At 58.2% G+C, this 21742-nt stretch carries 36 protein-coding genes; all 36 read right to left on the reverse strand.

Annotation, left to right across the window (positions count from 1 at the left end; all coding sequences use genetic code 11):
- On the reverse strand, nucleotides 1–603 hold the full coding sequence (locus tag DIE06_RS18045) for a 3'-5' exonuclease (RefSeq protein WP_038728781.1): 603 nt from the start codon (nucleotides 601–603) through the stop codon (nucleotides 1–3).
- Between the two features lie 13 nt (nucleotides 604–616).
- Complete coding sequence (locus tag DIE06_RS18050; protein ID WP_031396845.1) at nucleotides 617–1024, reverse strand: Holliday junction resolvase RecU; 408 nt, start codon at nucleotides 1022–1024, stop codon at nucleotides 617–619.
- A 77-nt stretch (nucleotides 1025–1101) separates the two neighbouring features.
- Complete coding sequence (locus DIE06_RS18055; RefSeq protein ID WP_124662570.1) at nucleotides 1102–2391, reverse strand: hypothetical protein; 1290 nt, start codon at nucleotides 2389–2391, stop codon at nucleotides 1102–1104.
- A 157-nt stretch (nucleotides 2392–2548) separates the two neighbouring features.
- Nucleotides 2549–2764, reverse strand: a complete 216-nt coding sequence (locus DIE06_RS18060) for a hypothetical protein (RefSeq protein WP_124506342.1) — start codon at nucleotides 2762–2764, stop codon at nucleotides 2549–2551.
- The gene (locus DIE06_RS18065; RefSeq protein WP_124506343.1) at nucleotides 2761–5445 is read right to left on the reverse strand and encodes a DNA polymerase; all 2685 of its coding nucleotides are present in this window, start codon (nucleotides 5443–5445) and stop codon (nucleotides 2761–2763) included. Before DIE06_RS18065 ends, DIE06_RS18060 begins: the two co-directional genes overlap by 4 nt.
- Before the next feature lie 3 nt (nucleotides 5446–5448).
- Entirely contained in the window at nucleotides 5449–5637 is a 189-nt protein-coding gene (locus DIE06_RS18070) for a hypothetical protein (RefSeq protein WP_124506344.1), read from the reverse strand.
- A 22-nt stretch (nucleotides 5638–5659) separates the two neighbouring features.
- Nucleotides 5660–6454: a hypothetical protein gene (locus DIE06_RS18075; protein WP_124506345.1), complete on the reverse strand. Its 795-nt coding sequence runs from the start codon at nucleotides 6452–6454 to the stop codon at nucleotides 5660–5662.
- Between the two features lie 49 nt (nucleotides 6455–6503).
- Complete coding sequence (locus DIE06_RS38315; RefSeq protein ID WP_038728797.1) at nucleotides 6504–7055, reverse strand: hypothetical protein; 552 nt, start codon at nucleotides 7053–7055, stop codon at nucleotides 6504–6506.
- Between the two features lie 305 nt (nucleotides 7056–7360).
- Nucleotides 7361–8806: an SNF2-related protein gene (locus tag DIE06_RS18085; protein WP_185648379.1), complete on the reverse strand. Its 1446-nt coding sequence runs from the start codon at nucleotides 8804–8806 to the stop codon at nucleotides 7361–7363.
- The gene (locus tag DIE06_RS18090; RefSeq protein WP_221624060.1) at nucleotides 8803–9123 is read right to left on the reverse strand and encodes a hypothetical protein; all 321 of its coding nucleotides are present in this window, start codon (nucleotides 9121–9123) and stop codon (nucleotides 8803–8805) included. Before DIE06_RS18090 ends, DIE06_RS18085 begins: the two co-directional genes overlap by 4 nt.
- Before the next feature lie 170 nt (nucleotides 9124–9293).
- Entirely contained in the window at nucleotides 9294–9644 is a 351-nt protein-coding gene (locus DIE06_RS18095) for a hypothetical protein (protein WP_124506347.1), read from the reverse strand.
- Nucleotides 9641–10369 carry a hypothetical protein gene (locus DIE06_RS18100; protein WP_124506348.1) on the reverse strand — a complete coding sequence of 243 codons (729 nt, stop codon included), beginning with the start codon at nucleotides 10367–10369 and terminating at the stop codon, nucleotides 9641–9643. The genes DIE06_RS18095 and DIE06_RS18100 overlap by 4 nt, the downstream gene beginning before the upstream one ends.
- Complete coding sequence (locus tag DIE06_RS18105; protein ID WP_124506349.1) at nucleotides 10366–10770, reverse strand: hypothetical protein; 405 nt, start codon at nucleotides 10768–10770, stop codon at nucleotides 10366–10368. The genes DIE06_RS18100 and DIE06_RS18105 overlap by 4 nt, the downstream gene beginning before the upstream one ends.
- Before the next feature lie 8 nt (nucleotides 10771–10778).
- Nucleotides 10779–11006, reverse strand: coding sequence for a KTSC domain-containing protein (locus DIE06_RS18110; RefSeq protein WP_124506350.1), 228 nt, complete (start codon nucleotides 11004–11006; stop codon nucleotides 10779–10781).
- Between the two features lie 115 nt (nucleotides 11007–11121).
- Entirely contained in the window at nucleotides 11122–11385 is a 264-nt protein-coding gene (locus tag DIE06_RS18115; protein ID WP_124506351.1) for a hypothetical protein, read from the reverse strand.
- Entirely contained in the window at nucleotides 11382–11591 is a 210-nt protein-coding gene (locus DIE06_RS18120) for a hypothetical protein (protein ID WP_124506352.1), read from the reverse strand. Before DIE06_RS18120 ends, DIE06_RS18115 begins: the two co-directional genes overlap by 4 nt.
- On the reverse strand, nucleotides 11588–11857 hold the full coding sequence (locus tag DIE06_RS18125; RefSeq protein WP_124506353.1) for a hypothetical protein: 270 nt from the start codon (nucleotides 11855–11857) through the stop codon (nucleotides 11588–11590). The genes DIE06_RS18120 and DIE06_RS18125 overlap by 4 nt, the downstream gene beginning before the upstream one ends.
- On the reverse strand, nucleotides 11854–12153 hold the full coding sequence (locus tag DIE06_RS18130) for a hypothetical protein (RefSeq protein WP_124506354.1): 300 nt from the start codon (nucleotides 12151–12153) through the stop codon (nucleotides 11854–11856). Before DIE06_RS18130 ends, DIE06_RS18125 begins: the two co-directional genes overlap by 4 nt.
- Nucleotides 12154–12300: a hypothetical protein gene (locus DIE06_RS38320; RefSeq protein WP_185648380.1), complete on the reverse strand. Its 147-nt coding sequence runs from the start codon at nucleotides 12298–12300 to the stop codon at nucleotides 12154–12156.
- 4 nt (nucleotides 12301–12304) lie between these two features.
- The gene (locus tag DIE06_RS18135; protein WP_124506355.1) at nucleotides 12305–12904 is read right to left on the reverse strand and encodes a hypothetical protein; all 600 of its coding nucleotides are present in this window, start codon (nucleotides 12902–12904) and stop codon (nucleotides 12305–12307) included.
- Nucleotides 12897–13799 carry a hypothetical protein gene (locus DIE06_RS18140; protein ID WP_124506356.1) on the reverse strand — a complete coding sequence of 301 codons (903 nt, stop codon included), beginning with the start codon at nucleotides 13797–13799 and terminating at the stop codon, nucleotides 12897–12899. The genes DIE06_RS18135 and DIE06_RS18140 overlap by 8 nt, the downstream gene beginning before the upstream one ends.
- A gap of 83 nt (nucleotides 13800–13882) precedes the next feature.
- Nucleotides 13883–14293 carry a hypothetical protein gene (locus DIE06_RS18145; RefSeq protein WP_124506357.1) on the reverse strand — a complete coding sequence of 137 codons (411 nt, stop codon included), beginning with the start codon at nucleotides 14291–14293 and terminating at the stop codon, nucleotides 13883–13885.
- Between the two features lie 61 nt (nucleotides 14294–14354).
- A complete protein-coding gene (locus DIE06_RS18150) occupies nucleotides 14355–14735 on the reverse strand; it encodes a hypothetical protein (RefSeq protein ID WP_124506358.1) in 381 nt (126 codons plus the stop codon).
- 59 nt (nucleotides 14736–14794) lie between these two features.
- On the reverse strand, nucleotides 14795–15028 hold the full coding sequence (locus tag DIE06_RS18155; RefSeq protein ID WP_017880883.1) for a hypothetical protein: 234 nt from the start codon (nucleotides 15026–15028) through the stop codon (nucleotides 14795–14797).
- A 162-nt stretch (nucleotides 15029–15190) separates the two neighbouring features.
- Nucleotides 15191–15901 carry a hypothetical protein gene (locus DIE06_RS18160; protein ID WP_124506359.1) on the reverse strand — a complete coding sequence of 237 codons (711 nt, stop codon included), beginning with the start codon at nucleotides 15899–15901 and terminating at the stop codon, nucleotides 15191–15193.
- 7 nt (nucleotides 15902–15908) lie between these two features.
- Entirely contained in the window at nucleotides 15909–16223 is a 315-nt protein-coding gene (locus tag DIE06_RS18165) for a hypothetical protein (protein WP_124506360.1), read from the reverse strand.
- Nucleotides 16224–16470: 247 nt separating this feature from the next.
- Nucleotides 16471–16884 (reverse strand): hypothetical protein, encoded by a 414-nt coding sequence (locus DIE06_RS18170; protein WP_124506361.1) that lies wholly within the window; start codon nucleotides 16882–16884, stop codon nucleotides 16471–16473.
- Between the two features lie 44 nt (nucleotides 16885–16928).
- Nucleotides 16929–17687, reverse strand: a complete 759-nt coding sequence (locus DIE06_RS18175; protein WP_124506362.1) for a hypothetical protein — start codon at nucleotides 17685–17687, stop codon at nucleotides 16929–16931.
- 74 nt (nucleotides 17688–17761) lie between these two features.
- Entirely contained in the window at nucleotides 17762–17989 is a 228-nt protein-coding gene (locus tag DIE06_RS18180; protein WP_185733420.1) for a hypothetical protein, read from the reverse strand.
- A gap of 301 nt (nucleotides 17990–18290) precedes the next feature.
- Nucleotides 18291–18968: a hypothetical protein gene (locus DIE06_RS18185; protein ID WP_124506364.1), complete on the reverse strand. Its 678-nt coding sequence runs from the start codon at nucleotides 18966–18968 to the stop codon at nucleotides 18291–18293.
- The gene (locus DIE06_RS18190; protein WP_124506365.1) at nucleotides 18965–19150 is read right to left on the reverse strand and encodes a hypothetical protein; all 186 of its coding nucleotides are present in this window, start codon (nucleotides 19148–19150) and stop codon (nucleotides 18965–18967) included. The genes DIE06_RS18185 and DIE06_RS18190 overlap by 4 nt, the downstream gene beginning before the upstream one ends.
- On the reverse strand, nucleotides 19147–19641 hold the full coding sequence (locus DIE06_RS18195) for a phage protein NinX family protein (RefSeq protein ID WP_124506366.1): 495 nt from the start codon (nucleotides 19639–19641) through the stop codon (nucleotides 19147–19149). The genes DIE06_RS18190 and DIE06_RS18195 overlap by 4 nt, the downstream gene beginning before the upstream one ends.
- A gap of 3 nt (nucleotides 19642–19644) precedes the next feature.
- Nucleotides 19645–20226 carry a hypothetical protein gene (locus DIE06_RS18200; RefSeq protein ID WP_124506367.1) on the reverse strand — a complete coding sequence of 194 codons (582 nt, stop codon included), beginning with the start codon at nucleotides 20224–20226 and terminating at the stop codon, nucleotides 19645–19647.
- On the reverse strand, nucleotides 20223–20564 hold the full coding sequence (locus DIE06_RS18205) for a hypothetical protein (RefSeq protein ID WP_124506368.1): 342 nt from the start codon (nucleotides 20562–20564) through the stop codon (nucleotides 20223–20225). The genes DIE06_RS18200 and DIE06_RS18205 overlap by 4 nt, the downstream gene beginning before the upstream one ends.
- A 2-nt stretch (nucleotides 20565–20566) precedes the next feature.
- A complete protein-coding gene (locus DIE06_RS18210) occupies nucleotides 20567–21232 on the reverse strand; it encodes a hypothetical protein (protein ID WP_124506369.1) in 666 nt (221 codons plus the stop codon).
- Nucleotides 21229–21693, reverse strand: coding sequence for a hypothetical protein (locus tag DIE06_RS18215; protein ID WP_124506370.1), 465 nt, complete (start codon nucleotides 21691–21693; stop codon nucleotides 21229–21231). Before DIE06_RS18215 ends, DIE06_RS18210 begins: the two co-directional genes overlap by 4 nt.
- Nucleotides 21694–21742: the final 49 nt, after the last annotated feature.

The following is a 21742-nucleotide window of genomic DNA, read 5'->3' on the forward strand; positions in this document are numbered from 1 at the left end:
TTACGCTTCGACGACGTCGCCGGCTGCTGCGAGGCTGGGGTGCTTCGTGGAGTGGTCACGCACTGCGTACAGGACCTTGAGCTGGTGGAGCACGTCGAACAGCGCGCTATGAGCGTCACCTTCGAACGGGATGTTTCGCTCGAACTCGGGCGGTTGCTGCGGCCAGTAGCGCCCGCGAATCCATGAATTCATGTCGTTCGTGTCGCGGTAGTGGAACGGGTTGCCGATCTCGAACTCCTTAAAATAACTTTCGAGGAACGGATATTCGAAGTGCGACGGCTTCGCCCACAATCTCAGCTTCTCGTTGTACGTGTCGACGTCGCGCAGCAGGAAATCGCGGAACGCCTGCATCACGACCTCCGGGCGCTCCATCCGCGCGTAAATGCCTTGCAGGATCTCGCGCTTGTCCTTGAGCCACCAGTTGCGGGTCTCTTCGTCGAAGAAGCGGCCATGCGGGATCATCAGGCAGCGGTTGAACATGTCGGGCATGATCTCGCCCGACGCGAAATCGAAGCGAACCGCTGCAATTTCGATGATTGCCGTGCGCTCAGGCTGAGTTCCGGTCGTTTCCAGGTCGACCATCACGTCGAGATACTTGGTCATGCTTTGATCCTTGTTAGATGAGGTAGCCGTCGATCTCGTGCCAGCGGATCGATTTGGCCGTATGGGTGATGAATACGACTGCCGGGACGACGTACCAGCGCTTTGTCGTCTCGCGGCGAATGTAGAAGCGGTAATGCCCGCCAGCTGCGGTGACCATTCGGGCTGCTGCCCACTGGCTCTTCTTGATCATGCTGAAGGGAAACGACGGCTCGCTCTGAGTGCTCTTGACCTCAGCGTAGAACGTCGTCCCTTCAAGAGTGATGATGTAGTCCGACGGTTGCGCATCCTTGAAGGATGCGGCCCGCCCTGTCGAACCGCGAACGTACGCGGTATCGGTCAAGCGCTGCACATGCGCGCGCTTGCCGAAGGGCGCGAAGAACGATTCGAATTCGCTCTCCGCGTCTTTCCATACAATGCTCATTTTTCTTTTACTGATGTGGTGGTGGTGTGCTAAGCATTATATGGAGATAACCACCGCAGAAGTTCGGCAACTATATGCTAGTTGCCGTCCGGAAACCGCAGAAATACCGGGTTACGCAACGCGTTCTTCTTCGTTACCTCGGTGTACTCGACTTCAGCCATACGGCCCACAACCATCTCCGGATGTTTGAAGAAGAGTTCACGCTGATCGTCTGAGAAACCGCCGCCGCAATCGGTCTTGATCTCGGTGCCATCCTCGATCGCACCTTCGAGCTGGAAGCCGCCGAGACGCCCCTCGTTCCTCCCCGTCTTCTCTCCTTCGTAAATGCCCGTGATCTTCAGCGTAGCCGTGTGCAGCGGCTTCGCCTTCAGCCAGGACGTCGACCGATCCCACTCGTAGAATGCGTCCGGGTCCTTGACGATCAGGCCTTCGTAACCGAGCGAGAGTGCTTTATCGAACATCGCGTCCACTTGGGCACGATCTGCGACCGTTTCCTTGTATGACGGGAAGATTTTGCTGAGCGCGAGGTCGCTAATTGCCGCGTCGAGCATCAAGCTTCGAAGCTCCTGCTTGCGTGAGCACTGGCGCTTCTTCCATTCCGACATCGGCATCCAGTCGTACGCGTAGTAGCGCAGCTTCGAGCGGTCAGCACCCTCCTTCTTGCAGTTCATCGTAGCCGTCCACGAGGGATGCTTCTTCGTCGGATCAACGACGTGAACCATCGCCTCACCGTCGAGCACCATTGCCTCGTCGCCGCAGAGGCGCAGGCGCATCGCCTGCATCTCGTCGTCGAACAGCCCTTCGATCCATGGTTGACGCAGCCCTTCGCGCGAGTAGTGCTCGCACGGCTGGCCAGGGATGACGAAGACCGTATCGCGCTGGCCGTCCATCTTAAACTCGGCCTGCGCGGGATACGAGATGTCGGAGACGCCCGGCTCCCACTTCTCAGCCAACATCACGTCGAAGACCGGGATCAAGTCCGGGAAGACCTTGTTAATCTCCGTCGCTCCGATACCTATGCGCAGTTTCTTGCGCAGCACGCAGGCCATGTTCTCGGCGGTCTCCAGCGTGTAGTGCGACAGCACGTTCGCGATTGCAGACTGCGCGGCCTTCCCGGTGTAGTTGCGCGTCGCGAGATCGTCCAGCAGCTGGAGGAACATAACGCCAGCGTCAACGTTCTCCACCGAGAAGCCAGTCGGCATATCGAAGTTCTTCACGCCATAGGTCACGAACGGCGAGAGCGCAGCGACCAGCATCTTCTTTGCGAACTCGTCGTCGTGTGCGCCGAGCTTTGTCAGGGCTTCCGTCTTCTCGATGCGAGATGAGGTCCCACGGCATTCGGCCATGAGTCGGTTAAAGCGGTACATGAATGGTCCTTCGTGGTGGTGGTGTTCTTCAGGGTTGCCAGTTCGTGGTCTTTTTCTTGGATCAGCTGCAAGAGGTCCAGCACGACCCGCGGAATACACATTCTCCGCAGGTCGTTGCGCTGCTCACGCGTCAGATCCTGGAGCGTGAGCTTCGAGTTCACGTCAGATCCTTCTCGACGGCAGCGGTGGCCTCCGCGACGATCTCAGCGACCTTTTCCTTGTCACCATTGATGGTCATGACGCGGACGATCTCGCGCAGGCCCCATTCCAGCGCCTCGGTGCCGGGGCGATTCTGCGAGCCAGCGCGCGACTCGTAGCCGCTCATGGTCTCGAACGCGACCATAGTGGTCGACTTGGTGACTTTGTTGCTCATGCTGCGCACTCCACTGATTCGTTAGCTGCGACGGGCATGCCGTCGAGGATGTAGTTGAGGATCGCCAGACGCTCTTCGCGCGTGGCTCGTTGTTCCCAGCGGTCTTCGCTGACGCACGGCAGGCCCCTCTGCATCTCCATGAGTTCGATCTGGCCATCCGGGGCCTTCTTGAGATCCCACGGCTGCATCGTGCGGCCGATCGCGAGCGACGAGTCGAGCTTCAGGTTCTTGATCAGGCCGGCGTCTTCGATCATCACTTCGTACAGCGTTTCGCAGAAGTCGAGCACCTGCGAGCGCGGGACGGAGTAGATCAATTCGTCGTGGACCAGCAGGTAGAAGCGGGCGCGGTATCCCATCTCCTTGATCTTGGCCTTCATGCGCTTCATCGCACGCTTCGCGAGCGCCGCGCACAAGCCTTGAACCTTCGCGTTGACCGATTGGTTTCCGGCGCGTCGGTTGATCTTCTTGATCACCAGCTCGCCGAACGCCGCAATGGCCGGGTCACCGTATGACGCGAACTTCTGCCGCATGACGTTCACCCACTCGTACGTCGACTCGTAGCGGTCGCGCCGATGGTGGTCGGGCAGCTGCACGTAGCCGTTGTCACGAGCTTCCTGGATCGTGTCGACACGCCACTGCTCCGCGTCCGGGAACGTGCCACGGTAACGATCGACCATCTCCCACATGAAGTCGCTCGACCAGCCAAGCTTCTCGCCCACGGTGCCCAATGCGCCCGAGTACCAGTAGTTGAAGTTCGCCACCTTGCCGACATCGCGACGCAGCATCTTCCGATCCGGGTGGACGGCGTACTCTTCGTCGGTGAGGTTCATCAGACCGGTCACGGCCTTCTTGTGCAGGTCCGCGTGAGGGCGCTGGCCGTAGGCCTCACGGAAGCCTGAGTCGTTCGAGTAGTCGCCCACGATCACCAGCTCGACAGCAGACCAGTCGGCCGACACCAGAACGTGCTCCTCGCCCTCCGCGTCGTCGTCGTCGGCTTCGAAGAAGCCACGCACGTACACCGAATCGCCATACTTGCTGAGCTGCTGCCCGTTCGGGTCCTGGCACGAGCTGCGGCGCGTCGCGAGCAGCGAGCGTAGCTGCGGATACACACGGCCCGTGTCAGGGTCCACTAGCCGCAGGTAAGGCGTCAGGTAGAGCTTCATCCGCTGCGAGATCGAGGCCAGCTCGTCGTAGCACTGGAAAATCATCATGCCGGCTTCGAAGTGGTCGATCTGCATACGCTTGTTCAGCGTCACGCCCAGCTTCAGCGCCGGTGCCACTTCGCCGTTATCGCCGATCTCCAGACCAGCGTCGCGGTGACGTTTGATCCAGCGGCGCTTCAGCTCTTCGCGGCAGTCGCCGTCGCTTTGCGTCTTGCCGTTGGACTGCATGTACGAGCCGCGCATCAAGTCGTAGATGATCGTCCGCATCGGCATGTAGTGGACGAGGTTGACGCCCGTCGATTCGCGCACTTTGCGCTCCAGCGCCCACGCGTTCGAAACCGGGCCGCGTGTCTGCATGCACTGAATGAAGTCGTCGTCGCTGTCTGGCGAGTTCGCCCACTTCTCGATCTGAGCGCGATACGTCTGCCACTTCGCGTACCACTTGTCGTACTTCAGCAGCTTGTCGTGCGGCTCGTCCGGGAACGGCAACATCGCGCGCACCGCAGCCTTCATCTTGCGCAGGCACGCGGCTTCGTTCGCACGCTCTTCGTCCCGCCGACGCAACACGGCCGGCCCGTTCAGCTTGATGCCGTGGCCCCACGTCTCGGCCGCGATGCGAACGAACGGCATCTCCTGTTCCATGAACGTGCTGAAGACCGCTGGGTTGGTCTCCATCATGTGCTGAAGCACTCGGTGGAACAGCTGCACGCACCAGTACGCGTCGTCTACGCCGTACTCGTAGACTTCCTCGCCGGTCAACATGCCCATGTGGACTTCTTCGCCGAGCGTCTCTTCGAAGGTGGCCATCGCATAGCCGAACCAGCTCTTCACGGCTCGCTTCAGGTCATAGCCGATCCGCATCGAATCGACGTAGCCATTCCAGCTATGCGCGGCCTTCGACTCCTTGCCGATGACCTTCTGCAACAGCTCTTCTTGCTCGGAGTTCAGGTCTTGACCCGGTTGGTAGCCAGAAAATACACGAGCAACCACGGGCAGGATCTTCTCGATGCCGCCGAGACCCGGCTCCATGAACTTGTCGCGGAAGTACGTGTCGGGCGAATACGCCGACACGCAAAGCTGCAACGAGCAGATGACGCGATCTTCCGGGATGTCGAAGCCGAGCGACTTCATCATCATGACCCACTCAAACTGAGCGTTGTGGATGATGAAGAAAGAGTCCGGTCGGCGGGCGTCGAGAATCTGGCGCGCGACCTCCCAGGGCACACGGTTCTCGGTATCGGCGTGCGCGAGGTTGACGTAATAGCCGAGATGGTTGCCGTCCGGGTAGACCGAAAATCCGCACACGGTCGTTCGGTTGGTGTCGAAGATGAGCTTCTTGTTCGTCCCCCTGCCCTCGTCGTCGACCTTCATGATCTCGGCGAGGCCTGCATGCCTGCGCGAGTCTTCGGTCTCGATGTCGAAACCGATGAATCCGGCCGACGCTACTTCCGCGATGATCTGCGGCAGGAGAGCGTCGATGTTGCGCGCATCGACAAGGACTTTGCGATCCTTGTCCATCGCTTACCCCGCCGCTTTGTCGGCAGCTTCAGCGCCGACCAGCGCGAGCGCCATCATCGCGTGAGCCGGTTCCGCTTCGAGCATCGCCCGGAACTGGACGACGATGCTGTCGATCTTCGTGCGATCGTCTTCGGGGAGTTTCGAGATCTCATCCTGAATGATGAGAAGCTGAATGCGTTCAGCAGAGGCCATGTTTTGATCCTTGTGGTGGTGGTCACATCATGAAATCTGAAAGAATGTGGTTGATCGCCTTGTCGTCATGCTGGCCAACAACCAGATGCTTCGCGATCAGTTCCGGGTCAACGTCATAGAAGCCCGTGATCTCCCACATACCCTTCAGTGCAGCTTCGTTTTCCTTAACCCATGCCAACGGCTTCTTGCCGAGGTGGAAGGAACCGGCTTCGCTATCCCAACAGGGCACGTAGCCCTCGGTGAAAAACTGCATCCAGCGTTCGCGGTCGCAGTGCTCCCACGCCACGTCGCCGAAACCGGGGATGCCGGTAATCTTGTCGGACTTGTCACCGACGAGCGTCTTGTACAGACGCACTTCGGTGAAGTCGGTGTTGTCGTATTCGACCTTGTCGCGCCCTTCGAGCTTCGTGTGCTTGCCATCGCACAGCGCGAGGTAATCGCCATCAGTCGAATGGATGGTGATCGAGTCCGTCTGGTCCTTGTAGAGACGATGCAGTGTGGCGATGACGTCGTCTGCCTCCCATGTCGGGATCTCAAGCGACATGCAGCGCGTGAACCGCAGCACTTGCTTGAACAGGTCCATCGTCTTGTAGAACTCGTCTACGGCGCTTTGCCGGCCGACCTTGTATCCGGGATAGAGCGCTCGGCGTCGGTCCTTCGCGCCGTGTCCATCCCAAACCCAAATGATGGTGTCGAACATCGGCAGCATCTTCATGTCGACCAGCACGTTGCGAATCGAGCCGCTGGTTTCGAAGATGGTGCGGAAACGGTTGTTTCCGTCGATGAAATGCAAACCCATGATGACCTCGCAGGACATGAAAAAAGCCGCGAGCTTTTGACTCGCGGCTTTCCGTACAGCTTGTGGCTTACGCCGGCTCGGCTTCCGCTTCGATGCCCTGGTATTCCCAGGTCATGATGCCCCACGCGTTGTTGTTCTTGTTGGTCATCCGGAGGAAGCCAACCTTCACGTCCACGCGCTGGCCACCAGCGTTCGCTTCCATGACCTTCTGGTAGAAGTCCTGCCACGCACGCCAGTTCGTGGTCGACGTCGCGTAACCGACACGCTGACCAGCCTTCGCCAGCACTTCACCGTCCGCGGAGACGATGTCGGCCGTCAGGATCATCGGCACGTCAGCACTGCGGTACGCGCGGGCCTTCGCGTCGAGGGCGATGGCCTTGGCTTGCGCTTCGGACCAGGGGATGCCCTTGTCGCTCGTGACGCCGTCGTACGTCGACCAGTATTGCGCCGGGTTGCCGGCTTTGATCGACATCTTGACCATGAAGCCCGTGCCTTCCGTCATGTCGATAACCGCTTCGAACGACTGCACGAGCTTGGCGCTTGCGCCGACCTGGAGACCGAATTCCTTCGGCTTGATCCACAGATCGACGGCCATGCCCGCCGACATCAGTTGCTCCATCGAGAGCTTCTGGCCGGGAACTGCAACCGCACCGCCAGCCGCACCTACTGCTGCGACTGCCGTGCCGGTCGTCGGCGCGGCGGCTGCGCCGGCTGCTGCGTTTGCGATTGCGCCAGCTGCTGCGTCTTTGGCGCGCTGCATTGCTGCTTGGATCGGGTCCATACGTTTCCTTCAAATGTTAGCTGTTTATGCGTCTGTTTCTGCTTCTGTTCTCTCGCCGTGGTGGTGGACACGTCGAGGAATATGATCGTACCTTCGTTCTACTAACTACACAATGCTGCTCTATACGATATATCGCGCCCTCCTTACGCGAATTCGGCCATCGATATCTTCCGATCGGTAGCCTTCGATGAATCGAACATCTCTTCCTCTTGCTGACGGCGTTGCTCCGACAACCGGAAGACCTCCTTCGTCGGATCGACGAGGTTCGCGTCACGCGACTTGTTCTCGATAATCTGCATGATGCGTTGATCGATGGAGTCGCGATACTCCAGCACGTAGATCCGCAGCGGTCGCGCGCGCTTGCCACGGATGCCTCGCCGATACGCCTGCACGAATGAGTCGTCCATATAGTTCAGTGAAGTGAAGACCATCGTTTCAAGGTGGTGCCAGTTGAAGCCGACACCGGCCGTATCCGGCGATGCAACCACGCAGTCGAGATCACCGCGGCGAAATGCCTCGTCGATGCGTGCGCGCTGCGTGGACGACACGTGCCCGTTGATCAGCGCCGTGCGCAGGCCCATCGACTTCGCGATGGCGACGATGCGTTCTTGCTCAGGGACGAGCGCGGCGAACACCGCGATCGGTTCCCCGGACACAACCGCGTCCGCAAAGTGGATCTTCAGGCGTTCATCCTTTCCGGTTGTCTCGCCTTTGGCCAGCCCGAAGGTCTCCGGATGGGCCATGATCTGCCGACAACGCATCGCGTTGACTGCCGGCGACTGGCCTTCAAGGAACTCGTCTTCCAGCTCGACGAGCGCCATTTCCTCCATTTCCTCGTATGCCTTCCGCTGCTTGGGCGACATGTCGCACAGCTCAGTGACGATGACCTTCGCTTCCGGACCATGAACCTCTTCGAACGTGTGGCGAACGGCTACGTGCTGAAGGATCTGGCCCAGCCGCTGGTGGTTGTGCCACCCGATTGTCGTGCCATATTCGTCCTGAAGCCGGTGCTGGGCCAGGAACGCGCCGTACGTGCCGTAGAAGCGCGGCTCAATTACCTGAAGAGCCGGATACGCGCTCGCGAGCGTGCCCTTGATGATCGTGCCCGTCATGGCCATGAAGCGCTCGATGCTACGCATCGCGATGTACATGTTCTGCGTGCGGCCGGAATCATGTCCCGAATAGCCAAGGTGCCACTCATCGAAGATCGCGGCATTGAGCTGAGGATGCCACTGCTTCAAACGCTGCCAGTCGTCTGAAAAGCGTTGGAACCCCATGATGAACACCTTCGCGTTCTCGTTACGCATCTGACGCTCGCGTCGCTTGGCCTCGCCGTCGACGATCTGTATCTCGCTCGGATGGAAGTTCGTGAACTCCAACAACTCATCCTTGTTCTTTCGCAGCAGCGACATCGGCATGACGAAGTACGACTTGCATCCCAGGTCGTCCCAGAGGTACTGCGTGTACATGCAGGCCGAGCCAGTCTTTTGCGTCGCAGGGTCCGACAAGTTCATACAACGCGGCGTCATGATGTAGAAAGCGAGATCCGCGATCTGGTGCTCGCGCGGCACTTTCTTCTCGATTGTCACTTGTTCCTGCTCCCGTCTCGAAAATCCCACCGCTGCCATTCGTCCTCCGGCAGCTCACTCTTGACCTGTCTGCCTGCCCACTTTTCGAACGTCTCACGGGTCACGACCGGATAACGTCGTCCGATCCCGACAGCGGGACCGTCGTAGGTGATCGCACCGAGAAAGTTGATGTGGATGATCACCCGGTCGTTCACGAACCCGTTGGCGTTCGAAGGGCGCTTTCCACGCCACACCTGCCCCACGTGGAATGCCTTGCTTTCTTCGGGTGTTGTTCTATCGTTCATTTCGATTCTTCGCTCCGAATAGGAGGTCGTCATGAATTGGCTTTGCATCAAGTGCCACCTTGAATTCCCGTTCGATGCCGAAAAAGTCGGAATCGACTCGTTCGGCATCTACGTGTTCTGCCCACACTGCGGCCGGCGCAACAAGCTCATCAACATCGGAAAGCGCGGCCGCATCGTTCTCCAACAGACAGGCACGTGACGAATCAGGTCAGCAAAGCCGACACGTTCGAGAAGTAGCTGTACATCTGACGCAGCAGACGCAACTGTTCACTGGTCAACACACGCTTCGACAGTTCATGACCGAGCTGATAGACGGCCTGGACCATGTACTCTCGGGTGTACGACGGCCCAAAGCTGTAGAGACGGACATTGAAACCAACGCGGTAGTATTCCGGCACCATGTTGTTCCAGATCATCTTCAAGGTATTGAAGACGTGCCGCGTATCCATCTTCGCCGGGTCGTGCTTGATACCGTGTCGGTCGCGCCATCTAAAGCAGGCGTCGACGTGCGTACGGCGCTCGATCTGCGCACGCAGTTCGATTGCCGTGCTCATGCTCCCCTCCCTCGGGCGATGGGAAGATCGGAAAGCATGTCCTCGCGGCGCGCGTAGCGCCGCAAGACAGCCACACCGAGGCTTTCCAAGGGCAACGACACTATCAGCCCCTCCTCACCGGCAAGCAGCGCCGTCTTGAGCCGCTGCGCAGGCTTACGAGCCACTACGTCGTACGTGCCGGTGATGATCACCCGGCGTGGCATGTACACCGATTGGTCGATGATCGTGTCGACGACCCGCTGGTGCTTCGGGTTCGCCTGCGTCAGCACCAGCGGCTGGACGTTGGTGCGTTCCAGTTCCGCGGCGATGTCGTTCGGCGAGAAGTGCCAGATTGGCCTCACGATCGGCTGGATCGGGCTGCTCATGCGCGAGAGCGTGAGCAGCGTCAGCGTCATCTCGTCGTTCGTGTCCTCCATCACGAATACCCCGGCCTCACCATCTGCCTTCGGAATCGGCAGCATGACCTTGACCAACGGGTCCCTTGCCAGCGCCTGAAATTGCCTCCAATGCGTTGGGTCCGGAACTGCCGCGCTCACGGGGAAAAGGTGGTTGCAAGCAAGCCTGCGCGCCGGCACCACCGCAAAGGGTGATGGTGCCTTCAGCGACAGGAAGTTCGATGCGTTGCGCCCTTGGTGCAGGTACGCAACGCCTTCAGCGTTCCAGTGAATTCCGTACGTCCGTACTTCGATCTTGTGGTCGCCTTCCTCGTAATGGTGATCCTTCATAGCCTTATCAATTCACCCACGTGCTTCTTCGTATACCCCGAGAGATCCATGAGATCGGTGAGCGTCACTTCGTAACGCCCTGTCTCGACGGCAGCGACCTTGTGCACGGTCCAACCGAGCCGTTCGGAAGCTTCCTTTCGGGTATGTTTGAGTTCGATCGCTCTGCTGAACGCGAGAGTTTCCCCAAGCCGCTCATGAGTGCGGCCAAGCGTACGTCTCACGGGTTGCCCCGGATGTTCAGCGTTCTCTACCTTCTTCCGCTGAGACGCCTTGACTCCTTTTGCCGCGATGATTGCCCTGATCGACGGAACCGACAGGGCGAAATCACGCGCGAGAGCCGAGGCTGACTTGCCGTCGACGTAGAGATCCGCGATCTGTTGATCGCGTTCCTCCTTCGTCATCGCAAGGCTCAGACTTTCGTGTAGGGGAAACGAGTGGGATGCTTCTTGATGAGGCCGCTGAAGGCCGAGCCAAACGAATCGGCCGCGACCAGCTGGCCGACGAGTTCTTTCGGGACGTTGCTGTACTGATACTCCTCACCGTTCTTGACGAAAACGATGTTGAGCTGCTGATTTTTTTCGTTATAGGCAAATGCGGAGATCTGCGACGAGGTCACAGACGTGTAGCCAGATTTCATGTTTCGATCTCTTATAGATTGAAGGTTGCTGTTCAGGTGGTGGTGGCACCCGCTCTACTACGAAGAGCCTTTACGGGACGCGTGGTGGTGACACGCTTACCGTGCGGCTTTACTACTAACCTGCGTACAACACGACTTCTTCAGGCACTTCGATCGCGACCGGGGGTTGGCCGATGCCGAACACCGTCAGCTTGATCATCGCGCCGTTGCGCAGCTTCTCGACATCTTGCTGACTCGGTTGCCAATATGACATCCAGACGTTCTGCTCGTTATCGCGGACGACCGGAAGTGATATGCACTTTCCGTCGCGTTCCTCGTTCCAGTTCGCGGGCCGGCCTAGATCGTGAGTCGTGCGGGCTGTCTTGACCGGAATCATCACGTTGCAGCCCTCCAGCCGTCACGCCAAAAGGTCCAGTAGCGGTGAACTTCCGAGTTGAGATAGCCATCGTCCTGCGGATCACGTTCGAGCGACAGTCCTTCGAGCCATTCGTGCTGCTCGAACTCACGGCGCATCCGGTCGTTCTCAGCGGCCTCGTGTGCAGCAGCGGCAATCGCGAGATTGCGTGCCAGCGGTGATTGACTCATGCCGTCACCTTCGTGCGTCGGAGTTCATCACGCAGACGCTTCAGGCGTGCAATCTGCTGCTTGCTCAAGAGACCTGAGCTGATTGTGTTTTTGACTGCCGAGAACCACGTGTCGCGAGAAATCGGCGACTCGTTCCCTTGACTGTCGGCGACGTTGACGTTTGCGAATTTCCGGAGAGCTTCCCCGGTCTTGATCAGGGCGTCGACTGCTTTCGGTACATCGGCCAGTGGGTGCGGTCTTGCCTCAGTGGTGGTGGTGAGGTTCATTCTGATTCCGTACGGAAGATTCCAACTACAGCGGGCGACTCCATCGATTGCCCGAACCAGTATCCGAGATCGAGACGTGCGTTGACAAGGGCTTTTATCTCCTCCCACATCTCCAATCCCTCGTTCTGCCAAAACGGGTGATCCTGCATGCGTATCGCCTGCTTCAGCCCGTGTGGCAGGTACTTCTCCTTCAGGTCGACAAAGGCGTTGATATCGACCTTCAGGAGCACAACAAGCGCGACGTCAACGACATCGCGCATCTTGCCGCTCTCGGCGCGATAGGCGATGACTTCCATCTATCGCATCTCGATCTTCGCGCCGTCCGGTATGTAGCCCACCGGCAGGACAAAGTAGCCCTTGATGACACGAAGCTTTTCCAGCGTCTTCATGGTCCGAACCCAAGCGTCAAGCACACGCTCGTGGGTGAAATACTTCGGCTCCATGTGGTTATCCAGGTGGTGGACCTGGATCACCTGCGGCGGATTCAACAAGGTGCCCTTTTCCGATGTCACGTAGAACCTCCTTTATCAGATCGGGTTGAAAATCGACCATGTACGGGTGATTCATCACGTCCGCAAGGGATCGTGGCTGCGTTACCGCGAGCATGGACTCCAGCAGCTCGACACATGCCTGCTTCAGTACCGCCATCGCATCGGGATTGCCGCCTTCACTTTCTGTAAGCGTCGGCGGCCCGTTGTCGATGAAGCGCCAATGTGTGTAGTTGCAACAAAGCGTGTTGCCGCACTCGTTCACGAGCCTGTATCGGTCGGACTTAGAGACTTCCGGCGTCGCCCACTCGTAGACGATCTTGTGCACGACTTTCCGCTTCCCTTTACCAACCTTCACAAGCCCGTACGAGGTCACGACCGTGGGCTGGTAGAAAGGAACCATATCGCTTGTTCGAACCATCTTCAAGCGCGGACCAGCTTTTGTTTTCGCCCCCTTCCACGGCCAGCAGACGTCGAGCTGGCCGAAGTTGTCGATGCGGTCCTTGATACGTGCAACCAGCACCGCCAGATCGGCCTTACTATCGACGGCCTCAGTCATAGTCAGGGCAACCGTCAGCGATGTATATCGATGCCTTGCCGATCATCTTCTTCGCGTCGCTGATGATCTGCTTGTTCACACTCCACGCACCGTGATCGATAACAGCATCGATATGTGACGACACGAGCTGGTCAAGATACTGCGGTGGCAAAGCATCAAGTTCCCAGCTGGATTCGCCGTACTGGTCGAGATAGGACTTGAACCGAGCATCCGTGGACTTCGCCGGGTTCTCGGGCGGGTTCAGTTCCTCGACTTGAGCCATATTGAGCGCGATGCGCTTCAGCTCAAACGAGTGCCCGCCGAACATCCGGAGGCGTTCGAGCAAATCGCGCGTCATATCGATCCCACTCGGGTCGTGATCGCCGAGATGCAGAATGAGACCGCGTTGACCTTCACGCATACTTGGGATGATGTCGCTCAACGCGAACTCGCGCAACACCGTCGACGACGGGTAGCCACGCGCGGCGAGCAGCGGGGTATCGTAACGATGGCACACACGTTCGAGCACCCCGACGAGAGCTTCTTTCTCGACGATGACGAATACGCGGCGAGATTGACCGATCCAGAGGTCCTGATGGTACTGGTCCGCGCATGCGTCGATGATCGACGTCGGGGACGTCCAGCGCGAACGGCGAATGAACGCACGCGTTCGATCTTCGAGCATGTCCCAGTCGATCAGGCCCGCGAGCTTTCCGTCGTTGATGATTGACGCCGCGCGCTTGTACTCCTGCAAATTGTTGGGAATGATGTCGCGAGCGACGAGCTGGTAATACAGCTGACGCGTGGTCAAGACGTACCCTTGGTTCTGATATTCGCGAACGATGTCGTTGATGATTCCGATCAGTTCGAGGGTAGACGGTTTAAACCGCTTCTCCTCATACTTTTGAGTGGCCATGCTTTCTCTCGAAAATGTCGAAATAAAAGCCGCATGGCTCAAACCATGCGGCTTCAGTTCGATGAACTACTACGCTTCAGCGATTACTGCGACTTCAGCAGCGTCGGTTGGAGCTTGTAGTGCTTCGAGAGGTACGTCAGGATCGCGTCGCCGTGCTCCGCGAGGTTGGCCAGCAGCTGCTCTTCGGTCGCTGCGACCGGCAGAGCGTAACCTTCGGTGATCACGGTGCCGTCCGCGCCCTTCACCGCCTCGATGTGAACCGGCTTCACGCCGTGCAGCATGAGGCCAGCGATCTTCTTCAGCGACGTGGTACGCTCGGCGACGAACGCTTCACGGGCCTTCTGCTGCTCCTGGAAACGGGCTTCGTCCGCGGCCGACCAGTTCGATGCAGCCTTCGGAGCGCCGCGCAGAGCGCGCGGGGACTTGCCGTCGTTGCCGCCCTTGTTCTTCTTCGGAGCAGCGGAGTTCTTGGTCGTGGTGGTGGTGGGTTCCATCTTCAATTCCTTCAGGGTTTGTTTTGGTTGAGAGAAGTGATCAGCCTGCCAGGTCGGCCAATCAGGTACGGCCTCTCATCGACACGGGTAGCAATCCCGCAGCAATGAGATGGTTCAGGACGACAGCCGGCGTGGAGACCGGGAACGTCCTGACACATTCGCTGAGACCCAGTGCGATGGCATCGATGGCCTTTTTACGCACGGTCGCAGCTTCAGCTTCGCTGGGTCGCGGGAGGTAAGGCACGAGCGCGCGGCAGATCTGCTCGGCCCGCTCAATCAGCCCGTCCGTGATGTCGGTCTCGCTGATGTCGCGATAAGCAAACGTGCTCACGACGGCTTCGACAGACGCCCGCTGATGGGCCTCTACTTCTTCCTTGCGCGATGCCAGTTCGCGCAGCAGACGCTCGTCGTCGTCCGTCCAGGTTGTGGTGGTGGTGGTCATGTCTCAATCCGCGACACAACGACAAGGGCCAGCTTATCGGTGCATCGGTGTACTTGTCTTTACAGGTGACGGTTGTCCGAGATCTCGTTGTTGAAGGCGCGGCCTCGCGCGGTGTTGCCACGCAATGCGAAGGCATCCTTCTCGTTCTCGAACTTCTTACCGATGTACTGGCGCAGCTCGACGCCATCCCAATCGGCCGGCATGTGCTCGATGCGCTTCATCACGTCATCCTGCACATTCTTGATGAGGTCTTTCACGAACTTTCGTTTCTGTGCTGCCGTTTGCAATGCCATCTTGCTATCACCTTTGGATCGCTAGATCATACATTAGATGATCGTCATTTTGTTGAAATATTAACCGTGCAGTTTGCTAAAACCGGTCATCCCGGCATTACCTACTGTGTCGGCTGATGGAGATGCCATTCTATTGAAGAAACGCGCCTCGTTCCATCTTGACTATACGATAGTCGGCACATCCCGTTCGGCCCAATGCCGACGCTCGACCTCCTCCCTTCTATTCGCTTCTTGTGAAGTTTTCACCTGAAAAATCAGGCTTTTTGCGCATTCGAGAGCGACTGTCACGTGGTAGTTCTTGTACGATTCGACGCCACCGACGCTGTCGCTGAAGCGCTCATCTTCAACGAGTTCCCCTTCATCGTTTTGACGGAGGAGAACCACCTTGACCCACGTGTATTCCCATTGGTCATTACACCATTGGCGCAGGAATTCGAAATCGCGGCGAACGGCTTCTGCGCGAATTTCACCACTCGTTAAACGTTTGCTGGGATCTCTTCCAGGCGTTTCCACTGTTTCCCACTCAAGGCGAGGTACGCGCAGACCATTGACGACGTGATATTGGGCACGCTTTACACGACGCACGCGTTTTCCAGATAGCCGTTTGATCAATTCGGCTTGGTCTTCCTCGCTCAAACCCCATCCTTCATCCTTGGCGATCTGGTTGGATGCCGAGATGTCGTAATAGCGTCGCGAGGCACGATCGGATGCCAGCAAGACTTCGCCGGGCCGCTTGTCACGACGCGTCCAGTCCGACACCACGCCGTGGCCGTCATGGTGACTCCACGGCTCGCCGATATCGTCGTCTCGTTCGAACTGAGCCTTGAAGCTATATCCTTCAAGCTCGAAAGTTTCCCCGTTGTACAGGTGCATGGTGTACCTACTTTGTGATCCCTGTTGCCTTTAACGCCTTCGGCCACCAGCGGCGCGCTCGGTCGTTAGCAGGATGCAGGGAGATGTTGCGGAAGGAGCCGTCGCGAAGATCGCGCTCCCCGTGAGAAGTGATCCAACCTGGGTTCGATGACGGGTAGTCGCTCGGTTCAGCCCCCGCATATTCGAAGCAGAGTAGGCGAACCAGCTCCTTGAACGTGTATGAAACGTCCTGCCAGTCGAAGCCCGTCTCGTCGACATCGCCCTGTTCAGCACTCTCGTCCGTGATGACCGCATAGGTCTGGTGGAATTTCATTGGTGTCATACGATGATCCTTGCCATTGCGCGGACGTCTGCATCCGACATGTCATGAAGCTGCTGCGTGACGAGGGAACGAAACGATTCCTCGAAACCCACCTTGCGTGCACGCTCAACGGTCGCCGCTACGAGGTACGTCCGCAAAACTTGCGTATCAGACATGAACATGTACAGATCCTTTTGTGCTGAATTGAGAAAATAAAAAAGCCCACCGAGTGGCGGGCTTTGAACATGGTTTCGCGACTAGACGTCGCTCATTCAAGGGCAGGTTGCAACAACACCCCGCTCGCAGAATCGAGGCGGTATGTTCTGTATCGACTTGGAACGTTGATCAGGATGGACTGTGGCTCAACACTTGTCCACACGCCATTACGCGCCGAAAGCATGTGCTCGCCAGTGGGGAGGAATAGATCGACGCGCTCATCGGTCGCCATTGATGCGATCTTCACACCATCGGCCAACAGTTCGTAGCGCGCACCCCCACCCGAGATAAACGAGCCCCCAGTGCGTATAACCGTGATCTTCTGCGCACCTTCCACCGGTTGCGCATACTTCGTCGAATAGATCCTGTCCGCAGGAACGTCCTTTGCCTGCTCAAATGGAAGAGTTCTAGACGCACACGCCGTCAAACACCCCGTAAGAGCCATGCAGAGAATCACCTTGTTCACTTCCGCCCTCTTTGTCTATAAAAGGACTAGAAGTATGCCCTACCTCAGTCGAGGAGGTCGCGCGCAATCTGGTGGATGACGCCATCCATGTAGATGACTTGCCCGGTTGTGCAGCGTCCCCAAACGATCAGACCGCAAATATCGCGATTGACCATCTCACCCTGCTCTTCGAGTTTGCTCGCCAGCCAACCGGAGACGATCCAGTGCTCGTAGGCTTCGCGTGTGTGCGGGCTGATACTGTTCGATTCGCATGCCGCGCGCCACGCTTCTTGTTCGTCGTTGTACCAGTCGTCGACGTAGTGCTTATTGAGGTAGGAGGTCAATACCGCATGTTCGGTATCTGCCTCGAAGAACATGCCATCGGTCTCACCGCCGTCGTCGCGAGCCTTCGCGGTCGCGATGATTGCGCTGATCTTCGCCTGATCGGGCGCATCCAGTTCTTTGATCTCGTCGACCGCTTCTTCCGGAAGGACATAGAACTTCCCGGCGTGTTCGAAGTAACCGAGGTTGTCGAGAGTGAGATTCCCCTTCACATCGTCTTCCGGCTGAAGTGCGACGTACTCTCCATATTCGTTCTCGAACAGCACGTAGTCTTCGTCTTCAGCTGCGGACTTATAGTCGTCCTGCACGCAGATGCCGATCAGTTCATCTTGATCGATACTTACCTCACGCAGTAGGCCGGGGTCGGCACCAGCGACGAGCGTGCTGAGGTCGCTGATTAACATGCTGACACACGCATGCACTTCTTCGCGGACGAGCTGGCGCGCGCGCTCGTCGAGCGCGGACTTGTCAATATTGGTCATCGTTGTGGTGGTGGATTGTTAGCGTTTCGGTGAACGAGGGTCGTGGCCAGACGCGCCTCGTTCAACTTGAACTTTCAAATGGCAGCTGCCATCGACGCTTGCGCTTCGCGCTGGTATTGGCGATCGTCCTCAGAGACATGTGCCGCCAAGCGTGTTTCGCGTGCTTCGAGCTTCGCGACTTCCGCCTGGAAATGTTCCAGTGCGCCGCGCGCTTCGAGCAGCGCGAGGCGCGTCATGCGCAATTGGTTCTTCGCTTCCTTAGCAGGCGACTTTCCCGTGAACATCGTGATGATTGCACTCAACATGGTGGTTACCTCGGTGTGGTGGTTATGCTTTCCGCTCGATACAGAGGAGGTAGCGAATCTCCCCAACGCGCGTTGCCATAACTGCTGTGAAAAGGTTTGTACTGAACTTCGAGTCGCGCATTTCCGCCGGCCTGCGGCTGGCAGGGGTATTGATGGTCCGCATCAACTGCGGATAGCCCTCAACAGTCGTCTCTATGTAGTGCCGTTCGCCTACTTCCATCATGGATAGCATTTCGTTCCATGATCCGGCTCTTACTCCGTAGGACTTTCGAGGACTAACGTCCGTCTTTTTCATCTTCTACCCCTGGTGAATCAATCCGTCGTCACCGATGTATAGCTCTCGGCTTCCCGCCTGACGTGCTGCGTCGGATAGCTGGTCACGCAAGTCGCGCGGTAGTTGGCGGCGATCCCAATAGCCAGCACCGTGGCCAGCTCGCGTGAGCCAGAAATCATGCCCCGCCTCGACCGCCTTGTAGCCGTTGCAATCAATTGCACGACGCAACTGCGGCTCGGCGAAGTCACAGAAATTCTTGCAGTCTTCGCGGAACTTCGTTTTCGCCTCTTCGTGCAGTTCGTAGCCATCGTCGAGATGCACCGTCTCCTCCTCCCCCTCTTCGTTCTTAATCGTGTCGATGCTCGACCACAGTGCGGCTTCTTCGTAGCCTGCCAAGAATTCTTCAAACCAGCGTTCGCGCGGTGTTTCGATGATTTCCGCGTTTGGATACAGCTCACGAACGTCTTCCAGTACCTCCCAGCGGTCTTTGCTGCGCAGGAAGAATTCCACATCCCCATCGGGTTCGATAGCCCGCCACAGCGGCTCCCCCGCTCCCCAGTACGCCCCACCTTCGTCGTAGGCGCCGTCGACAAAGGGACAGTGGTGGACGACAAGTTTTATGGCAGCATCGTGGTCACCGTGGTGCGCGAGCCGGCCCATTGGAGCGCCGCGCGAGCCGTCCAGTTGCGACAGTGGTCTCATATTGGCTTCGTCCCCAGTTCGCGCTTACAGAGGCGCGTCATTGCGTTCATGAAGTCGGTCACCGAGTCCCGCTCCGTGACCTCTTTCGCGATCTCCGTGACGACGCCAAGTTCGACAGCGCGGTGCATGGCGTCACGTAGTTCGATCAGCGAGGTGAACTGGGCCGCAGTTAGCATCTTCATACGGCCTCCGCGAGTTCATCTGGCAGTTCGATCTCGGCCCCGCAGATCTCGGCCACGTAGCAGCGCATCGCGGCGATGAGCGCGGTCGGGCCGTACGTCAGGCTTGCCACGTAAAACTGATACATTGCGTCATGCTGCTGATGCTCGGTCGATTCTGACCAGGTTTGCTGTCCGCGCTCGGCGCACCATACCGGGATACGGACATTGTTGGTGTAGCCTTGCGCATCCCTGCCCCAGTCGTCATCGCTGCGAATGATGCTGATACCCTCGCGCTCAACGATCTCGAACCCTTGGACGCGATCGGTCGACGGGCTGAAGCGGTGGTAATGCGGAGCCGAGCCAGGGGAATTCTCGCGCTCGATCCACGCGGGAGTTGTCGCCTCCATGCGGCAGATCTTCACCACGCGGGCTTCCTTGAACTGCGTCTCGAGCGCCGCGGAGACTGCCCAGTCGAGCGCCGCGCCCTTGAGTTCTTTTGTTTTGATCTTCATGGGTTATCCGATATCCTTCACTCGTGCGATAACGTGATTGCGGACGGCGTCCGGAAGATCGACGAATCGAATCAACTTTCCCAGGTACGCCCCCGGTTGCTGGCCCTTCGGCAACTCTCCCCACATGCTGACGCCAGTATTCGGCGAGGATGGGGAAATGTTGAAGCCGAGATACGCGCGTCGAGTGGCATCGTCTTTGTCGTCACTCATCCAGTACGGGAACACGGTGTATCGGTCGTTGTCCTGCGGCCCAGAGTCGTACGTCAACCAGCTCTCCTGCTCGACGGCGAGCAGCGCTTCGTTGATCGTGGGTAAGGTGTGTGCGTCACCGAATCCGCTTGCCTTGGAGACCTCCTCGACGAAACCCTGCGCCGTTCGCAATGCCTCGACCAGCTTCTGGTGGGTGTTGACTGCAACGGTGATCGCATGCGCGTCGAGAAACGGCATCGCGAAAAAGCCGCTCTCGGTGTAGCAAACCGTGTCGCCTTCAGCGTCAACAACACGCTCAACTCGATCGGCAAAGTCCGCTCGATCCTCTTGCGACAAGTATTCGCTTGCCATTTCAATGCGAATCGGAAGCTTCACGATTTGCCCCCCCGCAGAACTGCCAGCGCCTCGTTGTAGCGCTTACGCTCGGGGGCATACTCCTCGTATGGTCCCTCGTAGCGTTCCTTGATCTCCGACATCGCCCAGGTGAATTGCTGCTCCAGTTGCCAGACGCGGTAGCGCAGTTGCTCCTTGTCGGCTTCTTCACGCGTCAGCGTGTGCAGCAGCAACTCAGCCTCTTCCTTCTTCAGCAGTTCGTCGCTGTAGCGGCCACCGACCTTCGCGCGGGAGATGACGTAACGCGGCGGCTCGTCGACACGTTGCAGGGTCTCGATCGTGAACGGGTACGGGGTGAAGTAACGGACGGGTTCTTTCATGATCACCACCGTTGAATGTCAGCGCCGCTCAAACCGAGCGCGTTGCACTTCTCTCGGATGAACGAGAGGACATCGTTCAGGGTCTTCATTGCAGGCATGGTCTCGCGGCAGAAGTCAGTGCCGTCACTACCCTTGAAGACGATCTGCCACTTCACACCAACGTAGTGGAAGGTGTTCTCGGCGAGCGCACGGTTGTAGCTATGCGTGACCTTGATCGGTCTCGGCGGAGGCGGCTCAGGACGCTTCACGGAATCGATCAGCTCAGCGATTTTCCGATTCGCGAACTCGTCGACATCACCGATGTAGTTTTGCTTTTCGTCCTCGCTGCGGGATTCCCATTCGACGTCGAATTCGTCGGCCCATGCCTTCACGAGATCGCACAAACCGCGCGAACCGTCATGGTGGTCCATGATGTCGCCAGTGAGCTGGTCGGAGAACGTGTGCCAGCGGTTGCCCAGCGTGAACGAAAGGTCGAAGAGGATCTCCTGCTTGCGGAGGAGCGCCGGATGTTCGTTCACCGCGTCACGGATGTAGATGGCATGCTCCTGCGTCTGCGGTGTCTTATCGAACTCACAGATCACCTGCTCACCCACTTCTTTCAGCAGCAACCCGACGCCTTTATGATCGGACTCGGACAGGATTAGAGAGGTTTTGAACGGGCTGCTCATTTCAGCGCCTCCCGCCCCAGTGCCAGGACCGCTTGAGCGTTCGCGATCATCTGCGGATTCGCAAGCCAGTCGTCCTGCCAGTCGTCGATCGAGAGCATGCTTTCAAGCGCGTCGACCAGTTGCTTGGTGAGCGCGAGATTGTCTGCTGGCGCGATTCCCCCGAATTGGTTCAGGTTGAACCATTCGACGCGGCCCGCCTTGGTGACGATCGCCATCTTGTCTTCCTTGATGACGATCTTGCCTGCTTCAGTTGCCCCCTGCTCAGCCAGCTGGGCCATCTTTTTGCCCAGGATCGATTCGCGTTCTTTTCTGAAGTGGTCATTGATCTGATCCACCTTCTTGGCGAGGCTGAACAGCTCCGCTTCAGCGTGCTTCTTGCCTTCTTCGGTGCCATCGCGCAACGAGGCGACGAGCACGCCCATGACGCCCGACCAAGCCGGGGTCAATACGATAGTTTTCATGATGTGTGGTGGTGATGGGGGTATAAAAAGAGCGCACTGGCCAGAGCGC

It is taken from the genome of Burkholderia sp. Bp8998, from assembly GCF_003854235.1.
Lineage (GTDB): Bacteria > Pseudomonadota > Gammaproteobacteria > Burkholderiales > Burkholderiaceae > Burkholderia.

Coding starts and splice junctions, on each gene's coding strand:
- DIE06_RS18045 (WP_038728781.1), bottom strand. CDS start 603: ATGACCAAGTATCTCGACGTGATGGTCGACCTGGAAACGACCGGAACT.
- DIE06_RS18050 (WP_031396845.1), bottom strand. CDS start 1,024: ATGAGCATTGTATGGAAAGACGCGGAGAGCGAATTCGAATCGTTCTTC.
- DIE06_RS18055 (WP_124662570.1), bottom strand. CDS start 2,391: ATGTACCGCTTTAACCGACTCATGGCCGAATGCCGTGGGACCTCATCT.
- DIE06_RS18060 (WP_124506342.1), bottom strand. CDS start 2,764: ATGAGCAACAAAGTCACCAAGTCGACCACTATGGTCGCGTTCGAGACC.
- DIE06_RS18065 (WP_124506343.1), bottom strand. CDS start 5,445: ATGGACAAGGATCGCAAAGTCCTTGTCGATGCGCGCAACATCGACGCT.
- DIE06_RS18070 (WP_124506344.1), bottom strand. CDS start 5,637: ATGGCCTCTGCTGAACGCATTCAGCTTCTCATCATTCAGGATGAGATC.
- DIE06_RS18075 (WP_124506345.1), bottom strand. CDS start 6,454: ATGTCCTGCGAGGTCATCATGGGTTTGCATTTCATCGACGGAAACAAC.
- DIE06_RS38315 (WP_038728797.1), bottom strand. CDS start 7,055: ATGGAGCAACTGATGTCGGCGGGCATGGCCGTCGATCTGTGGATCAAG.
- DIE06_RS18090 (WP_221624060.1), bottom strand. CDS start 9,123: ATGACGACCTCCTATTCGGAGCGAAGAATCGAAATGAACGATAGAACA.
- DIE06_RS18095 (WP_124506347.1), bottom strand. CDS start 9,644: ATGAGCACGGCAATCGAACTGCGTGCGCAGATCGAGCGCCGTACGCAC.
- DIE06_RS18100 (WP_124506348.1), bottom strand. CDS start 10,369: ATGAAGGATCACCATTACGAGGAAGGCGACCACAAGATCGAAGTACGG.
- DIE06_RS18105 (WP_124506349.1), bottom strand. CDS start 10,770: ATGACGAAGGAGGAACGCGATCAACAGATCGCGGATCTCTACGTCGAC.
- DIE06_RS18110 (WP_124506350.1), bottom strand. CDS start 11,006: ATGAAATCTGGCTACACGTCTGTGACCTCGTCGCAGATCTCCGCATTT.
- DIE06_RS18120 (WP_124506352.1), bottom strand. CDS start 11,591: ATGAGTCAATCACCGCTGGCACGCAATCTCGCGATTGCCGCTGCTGCA.
- DIE06_RS18125 (WP_124506353.1), bottom strand. CDS start 11,857: ATGAACCTCACCACCACCACTGAGGCAAGACCGCACCCACTGGCCGAT.
- DIE06_RS18130 (WP_124506354.1), bottom strand. CDS start 12,153: ATGGAAGTCATCGCCTATCGCGCCGAGAGCGGCAAGATGCGCGATGTC.
- DIE06_RS38320 (WP_185648380.1), bottom strand. CDS start 12,300: ATGGAGCCGAAGTATTTCACCCACGAGCGTGTGCTTGACGCTTGGGTT.
- DIE06_RS18135 (WP_124506355.1), bottom strand. CDS start 12,904: ATGACTGAGGCCGTCGATAGTAAGGCCGATCTGGCGGTGCTGGTTGCA.
- DIE06_RS18140 (WP_124506356.1), bottom strand. CDS start 13,799: ATGGCCACTCAAAAGTATGAGGAGAAGCGGTTTAAACCGTCTACCCTC.
- DIE06_RS18145 (WP_124506357.1), bottom strand. CDS start 14,293: ATGGAACCCACCACCACCACGACCAAGAACTCCGCTGCTCCGAAGAAG.
- DIE06_RS18150 (WP_124506358.1), bottom strand. CDS start 14,735: ATGACCACCACCACCACAACCTGGACGGACGACGACGAGCGTCTGCTG.
- DIE06_RS18155 (WP_017880883.1), bottom strand. CDS start 15,028: ATGGCATTGCAAACGGCAGCACAGAAACGAAAGTTCGTGAAAGACCTC.
- DIE06_RS18160 (WP_124506359.1), bottom strand. CDS start 15,901: ATGCACCTGTACAACGGGGAAACTTTCGAGCTTGAAGGATATAGCTTC.
- DIE06_RS18165 (WP_124506360.1), bottom strand. CDS start 16,223: ATGACACCAATGAAATTCCACCAGACCTATGCGGTCATCACGGACGAG.
- DIE06_RS18175 (WP_124506362.1), bottom strand. CDS start 17,687: ATGACCAATATTGACAAGTCCGCGCTCGACGAGCGCGCGCGCCAGCTC.
- DIE06_RS18185 (WP_124506364.1), bottom strand. CDS start 18,968: ATGAGACCACTGTCGCAACTGGACGGCTCGCGCGGCGCTCCAATGGGC.
- DIE06_RS18190 (WP_124506365.1), bottom strand. CDS start 19,150: ATGAAGATGCTAACTGCGGCCCAGTTCACCTCGCTGATCGAACTACGT.
- DIE06_RS18195 (WP_124506366.1), bottom strand. CDS start 19,641: ATGAAGATCAAAACAAAAGAACTCAAGGGCGCGGCGCTCGACTGGGCA.
- DIE06_RS18205 (WP_124506368.1), bottom strand. CDS start 20,564: ATGAAAGAACCCGTCCGTTACTTCACCCCGTACCCGTTCACGATCGAG.
- DIE06_RS18210 (WP_124506369.1), bottom strand. CDS start 21,232: ATGAGCAGCCCGTTCAAAACCTCTCTAATCCTGTCCGAGTCCGATCAT.
- DIE06_RS18215 (WP_124506370.1), bottom strand. CDS start 21,693: ATGAAAACTATCGTATTGACCCCGGCTTGGTCGGGCGTCATGGGCGTG.